Genomic DNA, 13,071 nt, shown 5'->3' on the forward strand with positions numbered 1-13,071 from the left:
ATCGCCGCCATGCTCGCTCCCGTACTCGTCGCAGGGCTGCTGGTCGGCGCCATCCCCCAGGTCGGAGACACCGCTCCGGATTTCACGGTGAAGGACACCGACGGCAAGGTCTACATCCTGTCGGAGCTGGTGAAGCAGGGGCCCGTCATCGTGGCCTTCTTCCCCAAGGCCTTCACCAGAGGCTGCACCAAGGAGTTGAAGGCGTACACGGCGCGGCACGCCGAAATCGAGCAGCTCCAGGGCCGCGTGCTGGCCTTCAGCACGGACGACGCTCCCACGCTCACGCGCTTCAAGGCGGACCTGAAGGCGCCGTTCCCCTTCATCCCCGACCCCGAGGGCAAGGTGGTGGACGCCTACGACGTGAAGATGCCGCTGGTGACGGTGTCCAAGCGCTACACCTTCGTCGTGGGCGCGGACCGCAAGGTGCTCAAGGTGGACTCGGGCGGCGACGCCGTCGACCCCACGGGCGCCATCACCTCGTGCTCGCAGGGCAAGGCCGCGGCGCCCACCGCCCCGGTGGCGACTCCCGGGAAGGACGCCGCGCCCGCGAAGGACGCCGCGGCGAAGCCGGTGAAGTAGCCGTTCCGCTCCACCAGGACCGGGGATGAGCGGACGTCCGCGCGAGCGCGCTCATCCCTGGGGCGGGAGCGCGCGGTTGTCGAAGACCTGCGCCGGGAAGTTCTCCACGTAGGTGTCCTCGAAGCGCCCGCCGGTGTACTCGCGGATGACCTTGCGCCAGAAGGCGATGGCGGCGCCGTTGCCGGGCAACTGGCTGACCTCCCAGGCGCCGCGGAAGTGGTCGAAGACGGCGCGGGCCGCCAGCCGTCCCAGGCCCCGGCCGCGCTCGCCGCGCAGGATGAAGAACTCGCTCATCCGGAAGTCGCGCCCGCGCGTCATGTAGGGGAAGGGCGCCTGCGCGACGAAGGCGAAGCCCACCGTGCGCCCGTCGTCCCGCAGGAGCAGCGGGTGCACCTCCGGCGAGGGCGCGAGCCACGTGGGCAGGAAGTCCGGCTCCCAGCGCCCCTCCGCGTCCAGGTGGTACTCCACCCCGAACTCGCTCAAGTCGTGCAGGTAGAGCGGGTACAGGTTGCGCAACAGCGGGTGCTCGGCCGGCGTCGCACGGAGTATCTCCACCAGGTCCCTCCCGCGACCCAGCATGACCAATCCCGCGCGCGCCCACCAGCGTCCGTGCCCGCCCTCGGCATGGGGCAGGACGGACCCTGGAGGGCGGGCGTGGCGCGGGTCAGTGCGTGACTTCGGTGGCGCTCATCGGCGGGGTGCCGCGGGCGTGCGCCTGGGCGTGCTGCGCGAAGAGGAAGCGCCGGATGGCGGTGCGCGTGAGCAGCCCGCAGGTGGCGATGCCCTGGGGCGCGGCGACGGGGAGCGCGTCCACGTCCTCCTGGTCCATCACCCGCACCGCGTGGGCCAGGTCCGCGTCCGGTGACAGCAGGGGCAGCTTGCGCGCCAGGTCGCTGGCCACCAGCAGCGGGTAGACGGCCTCGTCGCGCCACACCTCGCGCAACTGCTGCACCTGGACGATGCCGTACACCTGTCCGGAGGTGTCCAGCACGGGCAGGGTGCCCGTCTCGGAGGTGAGCAGCAGGTCCGCCAGCGGCCGCAGCGGCAGGCCCGCGGGCACCGGCGGCAGGTGCTCCATCAGCGCGCGCACGGGCGTGGCCTCCAGCAGGTCCGCGTCGCTCTGCACCTTCGGCGACTTGCGCTCGATGAGGTAGTGGCACAGCGCGGAGGCGATGGTGCACGTCACCATCAGCGGCAGGATGATGTCGTGGTTCCCGCTCAGCTCGTAGATCATCATCATCCCGGTGAGGGGGCCGCGGTTGAGCGCCGCCACCGCGCCGCCCATGCCCACCAGGGCGTACGCGCCGCTGGGCCCGGTGCTCGCCGGGAAGAAGTAGTGCACCAGCGTGCCGAAGGCCCCACCCGCCATGGCGCCGATGACGGCCGCGGGGAAGAAGGTCCCACCCGAGCCGCCGCTGCCGATGGTGAGCGCGGTGCCCACCAGCTTCAGCACGCACGCGGTGACGAGGAAGAAGAACGGCAGTTGTCCCACCGCGGCCAGGTTGATGTAGTCGTGCCCGCTGCCCCACACCGTGGGGCTGACGAAGGCCAGCAGGCCCGCGCACAGGCCACCCAGGCCCGCGCGGAAGTGCAGCGGCTTCTTCGCGAGCCACGGCGACAGCTTCCCGCCCCCGCCGCCCCGGAAGAAGTGCTCCACCCCGTGGAGCAGCCGCACGAAGCCGAAGGCCAGCAGCCCGCAGCCGATGCCCAGCACCGCGTACGCCAGCACCTCCGAGCCGCTCACCAGGTCGTACGACACCTGGCGCAGCAGGGGCGCCTCACCCAGCACGCCCTGGCTCACCAGCGTGCCCGCCACGCTGGCGAGGATGATGGGCGAGAAGACGCGCAGCTCGAACTCGCGCAGGATGATCTCCATCGCGAACACGGCGCCCGCGATGGGGGCGTTGAACGACGCGGAGATGCCCGCGCCCGCGCCGCACGCCAGGAGGATGGACAGCTCCCGGCGGCTGAAGCCCAGCACCCGGCCCACCGTCGACGCGAAGGCCGCGCCGCCGTACACGATGGGGCCCTCGCGCCCGGCCGAACCCCCGCTGCCGATGGTGATGGCCGACGCCACCAGCTTCAACAGGCCCCGGTCCGCGGGCACCACGTTGGCGCCGCTCTTCACCGCGCGCACCACCTCCGGGACCCCGTGCCCGTGGGTCTCCGGCCGGTCGCGCAGGAGCCGTCCCACCAGCACGCCACCCAGCGTCGGCGCCAGCAACATCAACCACCAGGGAAGCTGCGGCACCACGTCCGACAGCGCGTGCGCGTGGCCGAAGACGCTGTTGAGCGCGGACAACGCCACCAGCGGGTAGTAGAGCGACAGCGCGCCCAGCGTCAGCAGCGCCAGCAGCCGCAGCCGCCGCTTCACCTCGTCCCGAGGACCCCCTGGCTCGATGACCCGCGCCAGCAGCAGCGCGCCCAGCGCCAGCGGCGCCCCCACGAAGGCGTACTCCAGATGCCACCGCGCGGACGCGAACGCCTCCACCAGCGTCTGGAGCTGGCCGCGGCGCAGCGTGTGCGCCAGCTCCGCCGTGCCGAAGGTGATGCCGGTGAACAGGCCGATGAGGTTGGAGAAGATGCCCGCGGCCAGCCCGCTGTAGAGCCCCACCACCGCGCCCGCGATGGGCAGCACGGACGGACCGGGCAGCCGCAGCCGGTTGGACGCCTGGAGCGTCAGGTAGAGCAGCCGGCTGAGCCGCTCGCGCAGCCTCGTCCACACCGGGGTCGGGGTCGAAGTGCCTGGCGGAGGTTCGTCGAGATTCATTGGTCCTCCCACTAACCCAAACCGCGCGTGGAAGCTTCAACCTTTGTGCGGGGCCGTCGGCCGGGCGCCGTGTGCCCCGGGGGGCGGACGCGGGGACCGTCAGGGGGCGAGGTGTTGGCCAGGCCTCAGGGGGCGTGGCTGCGCGTGGGCAGCCGCGAGCGCAGCAGCACCGCGAGCCCCGCCAGCGCCAGCCAGGGTGCCAGGTGGCCGGTGAGCAGGTGCCCGGCCGTCCCGTCCGAGCAGTGGACGTGAATCACCAGCAGGCTGACGCCCCCCGCGGAGAGCCCCGCCGCCACCGCGCGCACCGGTTGGAAGGCGGACCGGCACAGGAGGACGAGGACGCAGGCCAGGGGGACCACCGACAGGAGCACCTCGGAGGCCATGCAGCCCAGGCCGCCCATGGGGGGTGGGCGCATCCGCTGTCCGGTACCGCCCGCCAACTGCGCCACGGCCACGACCGTGGCTCCCAGCAGCAAGGCGCCCCACGAGGGCACCTTCCGTCGCTGGGGCGCGAGCGCCAGATAGGTGCCCGCGCCGACCAGCGCGAGGATGAGCAACCCCACGCCCGCCACGACCCACGGCGCGGCCTGGTTTCCCACCCAGCTCCCCCGTCCCAGGAGCGCCAGCCCCAGCGCCATCACCCCCACGTCCACGCCCAGCAGCACCAGCAGCTCGCGCCACCACGGCGTGGCCCGTGGGCGCGCCGTCAGCTCCTCGAGCGCGAGGCGGTGCGCGGTCTCCAGGCCCGTCCCAGGTGCCCCGGCGCCCGCGTCCCCACCCGAGGGGGCGATGCTCTCCAGCGCCTCGAAGCCCCCCGCGAGCGCGCGGCAGTCCTCGCACCCCGCGACGTGGGCGGCCAGGTCGGGGGGCAGCGGCGTCCCCAGGGCGTCCATCACCTTCAGGCACGCGGGCGTCATCCCGTCGCCTCCTCGCGCAGGGCGGCGAGCAGCTCGCGCAGCCGCGCGTAGCCCCGGTGCGCGCGCACCTTCACCGCGCTCTCCGTCAGGCCCAGCGTGTCGGCGATCTCCGCGAAGCCCATGCCCTCGAAGCGGTGCAGGAGGATGGGGACGCGCTGGCCCTCGGGCAATTGGTCGAGCGCCTGGCGCACGGCCCGCTCCAGGCCCACGTCGCGGGGGCCGGCGACCTCGGCGGGGACGTCCACCGGCAGGTGGCCCTCGGCCGTCAGCTCCTCCGGCCGGTGGCCCCGGCGCAGCTGGTCCCGCGCGGCGTTGGTGGCGATGGCGTACAGCCAGGGGCGGAAGCGGGAGCCGGCCTGGAAGCGCCCCCGGGAGCGCACCAGGGACAGGAACGTGAGCTGCACCAGGTCCTCGGCGGTGGCGGGGCTGCCCGTCAGGCGGGTGAGGTACCCGCGCACCGCAGGGGCGTGCCGCTGGAAGAGCGCGTCGAACGCCGGGGCTTCACCTGCGCAGAACCGGGCCATCAACACCTCGTCCGTCTCGGTGGCGACGGACGCGCGCACCGGCTCTCCTCCGGTACGCGGGGGCGCGGTGGGCGGTTTCAACGGCGAGGGGGACACGCGCCTGGCACTGTAGCCGGTTGCTCCCGGCCCGGGTGAAGCGCGTGCCTTCCGCGCGGGGTTATAGCTGCGCCTGCGGGGGCGGCGTGGGGGAGGGGAGCTGGTCCGCGGCGGCGGCCAGCGCCTCGCGCATCTTGCCCTCGGCGGCGGCCTTCGCGGCCACCAGCTGCGCCCGCGCGCCGCCCGCGCCGAAGTAGCGGGTCGGCGTCGCCAGGGCCGCGCGCTCCTCCGGCGTGTACTTCAGGTAGGAGAACTTCACCGCGTCCGACGGCAGCCGCAGCCCCTCCACCACCTTGAACCAGGAGAGCACCTTCAGCGTGTAGTAGCTGAAGTCCACCTCCCACCAGAACCAGCCCTGGTTGGCGGTGTTCTGGTGGTAGTGGTGGTTGTTGTGCCACCCCTCGCCCAGGGTGACGAGCGCCAGCAGCCAGTTGTTCCGGCTGGTGTCCGTCGTCTTGTAGCGGCGCTTGCCGAAGATGTGGCTGAGCGAGTTGATGGTGAACGTCCCGTGCCACAGCAGCACCGTGCTCACGAAGAGGCCCCACACCAGCATGGGGAAGCCGCCGATGAAGAACAGCGCCACGCCCAGGAGCGTCGGCGGCACCAGGTGGAAGCGGTTGAGCCACACCAGCTCCGGGAAGCGCGCGAAGTCCTTGATGGCGTCCATCCGCGTCTCGCCGTACTTGTCGCAGAGGATCCATCCCACGTGGCTGAACCAGAAGCCCTTCTGCACCGGCGAGTGGATGTCCTCCGCCTGGTCCGAATAGCGGTGGTGGTGCCGGTGGTGCGCCGCCCACCAGAGCACGCCCTTCTGCGCGGACAGCGTGCCCACCAGCGCCAGGATGAACTGGAAGACGCGGCCCGTCTTGAACGCCCGGTGGGAGAAGTAGCGGTGGAAGCCCGCCGTGATTCCCCACATCCGGACGATGTAGAGGCCCACGCAGACGGCCAGGTCCACCGGCCTCGCGCCCACCCAGAAGACGAACAGGCACATCAGGTGGATGACGAAGAAGGGGATGGACGACAGCCAGTTCAAGCGCTCGTTGTCCGCGGACAGAACAGGAGAGGGTGTCTGCAAGGGCGCCTCGTGAGCTGGATGGTGCGCGGGTCCGAAGGTGCGCAGTCCCACCCGGCATCAACACCCCCTCCTGTCATGGCTCTGTCAGGAGGCGGCGGATTGCCGCAGCTCCGTCAGCCACTCCTCGAATGCGGAGTGACCGTGCAGCGACGCAAGGTCTGCGTCGGACGCGGCGTACTCCCCATCCTTGAAGCCCAGCTCGCTGGCGCGCCGCAACAGGCGCATCGCGTCGGACACATTGCGCGCCCGGGCATGGGCGCACGCCGCGTCGTAGGCGATGCTCGCGCTCGGCACGTACTCCAACGCCTGCTCGCCCACGGCCGCGGCCTCGGAGTAGACGCCGCGGATGAACAGCACGCGCTCGGCGCACGCGAACGCGGACGCCGCGTCCACGCCCGGCAGCTTGAGCGCCTCCGGGGCGCGGCCCAGCCGGATGAGCGTGCCGGCGAACTCGTGCATCACCGTCCGGTCACCGGACGCGTGCCAGGCCTGCTTCCACCAATCCAGCGCCCGGGCGTCGTCGCCGACGAGGGAGTACGACGCGGCCACCGCGTGCGCCTCCACCTGCAGCCCCTGCACCTGGGAGAAGTGGTCCAGCGCCGCGCGGCCCTGTCCTTCCTTCAACGCCACCCAGCCCAGCAGGTGGTGGGCGTGCGCCGCCAGCTCCACCGTCAGGTCGTCGCCCCCCTCCAGCACCTGCGCCCCCAGCCGCCGCGCCTCGTCCAGCCGGCCGGCCCCCAGCGCCGTCTTCGCCTCGCGCAGTTTTTGCGCCAGCGGGTTCTTCATCGCGTCCAGCACGCGCCCCGGCTTGCCGCCGTTGAGCACGTCCGCCACCGTGCGGAAGGCCTGCATGCCGTACATGGCGAACAGGAAGGTGAGGAAGAGCTGCCCGGTGCGCAGGCCGTAGACGACGGCCGCCACGCACACCAGCAGTCCCAGCCCCTGGGACAACAGCGGGCCATGGCGCGGGCCGAACAGGCGCGTGGCCAGGGTGATGGCGATGCGGCCCCCGTCCAGCGGCAGCACCGGCAGCAGGTTCAGCACCGCCCAGATGAAGTTGGCCAGGGCGAAGGTGCGCAGGAAGAAGTCGAGCGCGGGCGTGTGCCCCGACAGCAGGATGTGCCCGAAGAGGCTCGCCACGCCCAGCATCAGCCCGAAGAAGGGCCCCGCGCAGGTGATGAGCAGGTCCCGCTTCCAGGGCAGGGGGCCGGGCGCGTCCGTGGGCACCGTGTGGCCCCCCAGCCAGACGAGCGCGATGCTCGGCCGGTAGCCGAACAGCCGGCTGGCCAGCGCGTGCCCCAGCTCGTGGACGAGCACGGACACGAAGACGATGAGCATCCACGACAGGATGTAGACCACCACCGCGCTCGTGTAGCCCAGCGCCGGCGCGTCAGCGACCTGACGGAAGGGCCAGTCGTCCTGGGCCCAGCGCACGGAGTTGTAGGCGAACAGGGCGGAGACCAGCAGGTGGCTGGGGTGGACTTCGACGGGAATGCTCCCGAGACGAAAGCGGAACATGGAGACCGACCTTAACCGTTGAGGGGCCGGTGCGCAGTCCGGAGCGCACCCCCTGCAACCGCTTTTGCGTTCCGCTAGGTTCCCCGGCCTTCATGCTGCGACTCGGCCCCTTCACCCTCCCGAACCCCTACGTCCTCGCCCCCATGGCCGGGGTCTCCGAGATGCCGTTCCGCGTCCTGGCCTTCCGCCTGGGCGCCGCCCTGTGCCCCACCGAGCTCGTCAGCTCCCAGGGCCTGATGCGCGCCAACCAGCGCACCCTCCTGTACCTGCGCTTCGACCCCCAGGTGGAGCGGCCCTACTCGCTCCAGCTCTATGGAGGGGACCCGGACGCCATGGCCCTGGCCGCCCGGGTGGGCCGGGAGAAGGGCGCGCAGCTGCTCGACATCAACATGGGCTGTCCCGTGAAGAAGGTGACGAAGAACGGCGCCGGCAGCGCGCTGTTGTGCGACCCCGCCCGGGCCGCCGCCATCGTCCGCGCCATGCGCGAGGCCTCCGGCCTGCCCATCACCTGCAAGATTCGCTCGGGCTGGGACGCGCGCAGCCGCAACTACCTCCAGATGGCCGCCGCCCTCCAGGAGGCCGGCTGCGCGGGGCTCGCCATCCACCCCCGCACCCGCGAGCAGGGCTACTCCGGCCAGGCGGACTGGAGCGTCATCGCCGACCTGAAGCGCCACTTCCCGGAGCTGCCCCTGTTCGGCAACGGGGACGTGAAGACGCCCGCGGACGCCCGCCGCATGCTGGACTCCACCGGCTGCGACTTCGTGATGATTGGCCGCGGGGCCCTGGGCAACCCCTGGATATTCCGCGAGCTGGCCGGCGGGCCGCCGCCCTCGCCCGAGGAGCGCTGCGCCCTGGTGCTCGAGCACTTCCAGGCCCACGTCGACTTCGTGGGGGACCCGCTCGGCGCGGTGCGCTCCTTCCGCCGGCACCTGGCCTGGTACGCCCACGGCCTCGCGGGCGCCGCCGCCTTCCGCGCCCGGGTGAACACGCTCGACGCGCCGGAGGCGGTGGCGGACGCGGTGCGCCGCTTCTTCGCCTCCGCCGACACGGACCGCTCCGCCCCCGAGGAGGAGCAGGACGTCGACTACCGCGCGGCGCTGGGTTGACGACGCGCGGCCCGGGCCCTCACCTCGCGGAGGCCGGCGCCACCAGCTTGCGGCCGGTGGCCACCGTCCGGAAGTAGTCGCAGGCCGGGGTGGGGCGGCGCTCCAGCGTCTCGAAGTCCACGTGGTACAGGCCGAAGCGCGGGCCCCAGCCCTCCAGCCACTCGAAGTTGTCGAGCAGGCTCCAATAGAGGTACCCGCGCACGTCCACGCCCTCCGCCCGCGCCGCCAGCACCTGCGCCAGGTGCGTGTGGAGGTAGTGGGGGCGCCGGGTGCCGGCCCGGTCGTCGATGCCGTTCTCCGTCACCCACACTGGCTTTCCGTAGCGCCGCACGTCGCGCAGCGTCTGGAGGAAGCCCTCCGGCCAGTCCTCCCACCCGATGTCGGTGAGCCCCCGGCCCCGGGTGTCCCGGTACTTGAACTCGATGAAGGGCGGGCGCGGCACGAAGCGCAGGTGCGCGCGGCTGTAGTAGTTCACCCCGATGAACTCCACCGAGTCCCGCGCCGCCGGGATGTCCACCTTCGTGGAGGCCACGCCCGGCATGTTCACCCGGAGCTTCCCCGTGGACAGCGCCTCGTGGAAGGCGTGGTTGTAGGCCTGTGCCCCCAGCCGCACCAGCGCGCGGTCCAGCGGATGCCACGCCCGGTCCGGCGAGAAGGCCAGCATGTTCTGGGAGATGCCCAGCTCCACCCGCCCCAGCCGCTCCTGGAGCACCTCGCGCGCCGCCACGTGCGAGCGCACCAGGTTCTCCATCGCTCGCATGGTCAGCGCCCCGTTGGCCAGGCCCGGGGGGATGGCGCCCTGCAGGTAGCCGCCCAGCAGCAGCACCATGGGCTCGTTGAAGGAGATGACGAGCGCGTCCAGGCCCTCCAGCAGCGGGGCGCATTTCTGGACGTACCGCCGGAACACCTCCACGCTCTCCGCCGAGTGCCAGGGCGTCTGTCGGTGGAACCACGCGGGATGGGTGAAGTGGTGGAGCGTCACCACGGGCCGCAGGCCGTGGGCCTTCATCCGCAGCAGCCGCTCCCGGTACGCCTCCAGGGCCGCGCCGTCGAAGCGCCCCGGCTCCGGCTCGATGCGCGCCCACTCCAGCGACACGCGGAACGCCGTCGCGCCCACCGCCCTCGCCAGGGCGTAGTCCTCCTCGTAGCGGCTCCAGTGGTCCACCGCCCGGCCGCAGCGCATGTGCGGCTCCTTCAACTTCCCGGCGCGCTCCCACTCGGCCCAGTCGTTCTCGATGCCGCCCTCCACCTGGTACGCCGCCGTCGCGACGCCGAAGGTGAAGTCCGCGGGGAAGGTCTCTTCGGAGGTCCTCATCGTGGCCGCGCACCGTAGACGCCGACCTCCACGGCGAAAAGCGCCGCGTGCCGCGAGCGCCAGTGCGCGGCAGCGGACAGTGCGCCCGCGCGCTCCGCTCCCGGATGGTGCCCGTCGCGTCCGGAGCCGAGTTTTCGGCCTCGCGCGCGTTTTCGCGCGTCGCCTCCGAAGCGTCCGCGGCGCACCATTCGCGCCGTTCGAACCCGCCCGACGCCGAAAAATCGGCCTCGCCGCGCGATGCAATACATCACCATGCGTTGACACACTGGTGTGTCGCCCGTACCATTCACTTCAAGCACTCACTTCCATCAAGAAGAGTGCAGGGCCTCGGTTGACTGGGGCCAAAAATCACATGGAGGGTTCCGATGGCCGCTAAGAAGAAGTCCGCCGCGAAGTCCGCGAAGGCGAAGAAGACGACCACCCGCAAGACGGCTGGCAAGACCGCGAAGAAGGCGGCGGCGAAGAAGACCACCGCTCGCAAGACGGCCCGCAAGGCCCCTGCCCGCAAGCGCGCGAGCAAGGCCAAGACGGCGGCGGCCCCGGCGACCCCGGAGTCCTGAGCTACACCCCGTCATTCGCGGACGGTGGTTGACGTCCGGTGAACGGCTCGGCGAGACCCGCCGGGCCGTTTTTCTTTTCCGGACAGGAGGTTGCCATGTCGCTGCGCCCCGTGGAGCTGGAGCAGGTGGTGGCGGAGGTGGGGACGAAGCTGGTGGGCGCGGTGGCCCAGAAGGCCTGGTGTCCCCTCCCACGACTGGCCTACCTGGAGCTGCGCGTGCCCGGGCGCTCGGTCCTCCTGTGTCTGTGCGCGGAAGGGGACCTGGCCCGCGTCTCCGTGGCCCCCACGCGCTTCCCCACTCCGGGCGAACCCGCTCCCTTCCAGCGCTGGCTGCGCCACGAGCTGACCGGCGCGAAGCTCCAGGCCGCCCGCTACCGCGAGGCCGAGCGCGTGGTGGAGCTGGACTTCGAGCGCGAGCAGATGCGCCGCCGCCTCGTGGTGGAGCTGGGCGCCCCCGGCGGCCTCGTCCTCCTCAGCGACAACGGCCGGGTGCTGATGCTCTCCGGCGAGGGCTTCGGTCCGCGCCGCAACCTCTACCCGGGCGCCGCCTGGACGCCGCCGGAGGCCGCGTCCTCCGAAGCACTCCAGAAGGCGCGCGCGGTGCCCTCGCGCCTCGCGCCCCAGGAGGAGGACGTCCTGCCCCTGGCCCAGGCCGCCGAGCGCCTGCTCGGCGCGAAGGACCAGTCCAGCCGCGCCGAGTCCATCCGCCGCCGGCTGGCCCAGCCCTACCGCGCGCGCCTCAAGCGCTCCTCGCGCACGCTGGAGAAGGTGCGCGCGGAGGCGGGGCGCGGACCGGAGGCCGAGCGCCACCGGCAGTTGGGCGAGCTGCTCGCGCAGAACCTCCACCGCATCAAGCGCGGCGCCAGGGAGGTGACCCTCACCGCCTATACGGAGGAGGGCGAGCACGAGGTGGCGGTGGTCCTGGACCCCAAGCGCACGCCCAAGGAGGAGGCGGACTGGCACTTCCACCAGTACCGGCGCCTCCTGCGCGGCGTGGAGCAGGCGCGCCACCGCGAGGCGGAGCTGGCACGCGAGGTGTCCCAGGCCGAGGCGGCGCTCGCGCAGATCGACCGCATGGACGAAGCCATGCTCCTGGCGCAGGCGGAGGTGCTGCACGTGCCCACGGGCGGGGACGGCCCCGCGGAGGGCAAGCCCTTCAAGGAGTACGTGGGCCACGCGGGCGCGCGCATCTGGGTGGGGCGCGGCTCCGAGGACAACGACACGCTCACCTTCAAGGTGGCGCGGCCCTGGCACCTGTGGCTGCACGCGCGCGGCGTGCCCGGCAGCCACGTGGTGCTCCCGCTGGAGAAGGGACAGGAGCCCACGCAGGAGGCGCTCCTCGACGCGGCGCACCTGGCGCTGCACCACTCGGGCGCGAAGGGCGAGCCGCGCGGCGAGGTGAGCTACGTGCCGGCGAAGTTCGTGCGCAAGGTGAAGGGCGGCGCGCACGGTCAGGTGACGTACACGCGGGAGAAGACCTTCGTCGTGCGCATGGAGCCGGAGCGCCTGGAGCGGCTGCTCAAGTCCCGTCACGCCGAGGTGCCCGCTCCGTGACGAATCCTCCCCCCGGAGTGTGATTCAAGTCGGAGCGTGTGGGGGACGCGGTTGACGGGCTGACGGAGGGCAGGCGGGCGGAGGTCGGCGGCCTTGAGTCCTCGGGGTTGCTGGGTACGATGCGCGCTCGAGTGACCTCCGAGCTCCTCCGCCAGATGTCCCTGTTCCCTCGCGGCCTCTCCGCGGCCAGCCGGGCCTCGGAGGTGTCCTCGGAGCCCCGCGCCCCGCAGATGTCCACCCAGCCCGTGTCCGAGCAGCCCCGACCTCCCCCTCCACGCCACCGCGTCCCGGAGGAAGCCCCTCGCATGCTCCACGCGCCCACGCCGCGCGAGGAGATGTGGACGCGCGCCGAGTCCCTGGCCTGGAGGTTGAGCGCGGAGCTGGGGATGCCCGTGCGCCTGGCGGTGACGGACAACCGCTCCACCATGGTGTCCTTCCGTCGCGGGGGCAACGCGCTGCAACTGCGCCTGCACCACATGTTCCTCGACGCGCCCGAGCCCGTCGTGCGCGCGGTCGCGGACTACGCGGGGCGCGGCCATCGTACCGCGGGCGTATTGCTCGACGAGTACATCCGCGGGCAGCAGCCGCGCATCCGCCAGGTGCGCCGCGAGACGGACGCGGACCTCAACCCGCGCGGCCGGTGTTTCGACCTCCTGGCGCTTTACAACAACGTCAACACGACTTTTTTCGAAGACCTCATCCAGGCGCGCATCGGCTGGGGCCGCATGCCGCCCCGCCGCCGGCGCAAGTCCATCCGCCTGGGCGTCTACGACCACCAGACGCGCGAGATTCGCATCCACCCCGCGCTCGACAGGCCGGAGGTGCCGGCCTTCTTCGTGGAGTTCATCGTCTTCCACGAGATGCTCCATCAGCTCTTCCCGAGCACGGGGCGCGGCGGCCGTCGCGTCCACCACCCGCGCGCCTTCCGGGAGCGCGAGCGGACCTATCCCCACTACGCCGCCGCGCTGCGCTGGGAGCGCGAGAACCTGGGCGTGCTGTTGCGCGGTTGAAGGCTCTACTGCTCGCTGGCTCATTTACCGTTTTACCGAGCGAAA

The 13,071-nt window shown here is 72.1% G+C and carries 12 protein-coding genes; 5 read left to right on the plus strand and 7 right to left on the minus strand.

The features are described 5' to 3' along the window. Positions 1-9: 9 nt before the first annotated feature. Positions 10-579 (plus strand): peroxiredoxin, encoded by a 570-nt coding sequence (locus tag LZ198_RS14860; protein WP_253972616.1) that lies wholly within the window; start codon positions 10-12, stop codon positions 577-579. 51 nt (positions 580-630) lie between these two features. Here LZ198_RS14860 and LZ198_RS14865 read toward each other — a convergent pair whose 3' ends face one another. From LZ198_RS14865 to LZ198_RS14890, 6 genes are all read right to left on the minus strand, one after another. Next, positions 631-1,134 carry a GNAT family N-acetyltransferase gene (locus tag LZ198_RS14865; protein WP_253972617.1) on the minus strand — a complete coding sequence of 168 codons (504 nt, stop codon included), beginning with the start codon at positions 1,132-1,134 and terminating at the stop codon, positions 631-633. 109 nt (positions 1,135-1,243) lie between these two features. Further along, entirely contained in the window at positions 1,244-3,349 is a 2,106-nt protein-coding gene (locus LZ198_RS14870; RefSeq protein WP_253972618.1) for a chloride channel protein, read from the minus strand. A gap of 125 nt (positions 3,350-3,474) precedes the next feature. Continuing rightward, positions 3,475-4,266, minus strand: coding sequence for an NrsF family protein (locus LZ198_RS14875; RefSeq protein ID WP_253972619.1), 792 nt, complete (start codon positions 4,264-4,266; stop codon positions 3,475-3,477). Continuing rightward, a complete protein-coding gene (locus LZ198_RS14880) occupies positions 4,263-4,829 on the minus strand; it encodes an RNA polymerase sigma factor (RefSeq protein ID WP_253972620.1) in 567 nt (188 codons plus the stop codon). Before LZ198_RS14880 ends, LZ198_RS14875 begins: the two co-directional genes overlap by 4 nt. A gap of 118 nt (positions 4,830-4,947) precedes the next feature. Further along, complete coding sequence (locus LZ198_RS14885; RefSeq protein WP_253972621.1) at positions 4,948-5,964, minus strand: acyl-CoA desaturase; 1,017 nt, start codon at positions 5,962-5,964, stop codon at positions 4,948-4,950. 84 nt (positions 5,965-6,048) lie between these two features. Next, positions 6,049-7,482 carry a TPR end-of-group domain-containing protein gene (locus tag LZ198_RS14890; protein ID WP_253972622.1) on the minus strand — a complete coding sequence of 478 codons (1,434 nt, stop codon included), beginning with the start codon at positions 7,480-7,482 and terminating at the stop codon, positions 6,049-6,051. A 92-nt stretch (positions 7,483-7,574) separates the two neighbouring features. On the opposite strand from LZ198_RS14890, the gene dusB reads away from it, so the two are divergent. Next, positions 7,575-8,588, plus strand: a complete 1,014-nt coding sequence (gene dusB, locus LZ198_RS14895) for a tRNA dihydrouridine synthase DusB (protein ID WP_253972623.1) — start codon at positions 7,575-7,577, stop codon at positions 8,586-8,588. A 19-nt stretch (positions 8,589-8,607) separates the two neighbouring features. On the opposite strand, the gene LZ198_RS14900 is transcribed toward dusB, so the two are convergent. Further along, positions 8,608-9,903 (minus strand): glycoside hydrolase family 1 protein, encoded by a 1,296-nt coding sequence (locus tag LZ198_RS14900; RefSeq protein WP_253972624.1) that lies wholly within the window; start codon positions 9,901-9,903, stop codon positions 8,608-8,610. 365 nt (positions 9,904-10,268) lie between these two features. Here LZ198_RS14900 and LZ198_RS14905 point away from each other — a divergent pair, with 365 nt between their 5' ends. The 3 genes from LZ198_RS14905 to LZ198_RS14915 all read left to right on the plus strand — a co-directional run bounded on the left by LZ198_RS14905 (position 10,269) and on the right by LZ198_RS14915 (position 13,026). Continuing rightward, positions 10,269-10,463: a hypothetical protein gene (locus tag LZ198_RS14905; RefSeq protein WP_253972625.1), complete on the plus strand. Its 195-nt coding sequence runs from the start codon at positions 10,269-10,271 to the stop codon at positions 10,461-10,463. 95 nt (positions 10,464-10,558) lie between these two features. Continuing rightward, entirely contained in the window at positions 10,559-12,016 is a 1,458-nt protein-coding gene (locus LZ198_RS14910; RefSeq protein ID WP_253972626.1) for an NFACT RNA binding domain-containing protein, read from the plus strand. A gap of 155 nt (positions 12,017-12,171) precedes the next feature. Next, positions 12,172-13,026, plus strand: a complete 855-nt coding sequence (locus tag LZ198_RS14915; protein ID WP_253972786.1) for a hypothetical protein — start codon at positions 12,172-12,174, stop codon at positions 13,024-13,026. Positions 13,027-13,071 lie beyond the last annotated feature (45 nt).

The organism is Myxococcus dinghuensis, from assembly GCF_024198235.1.
Taxonomy (GTDB): domain Bacteria; phylum Myxococcota; class Myxococcia; order Myxococcales; family Myxococcaceae; genus Myxococcus; species Myxococcus dinghuensis.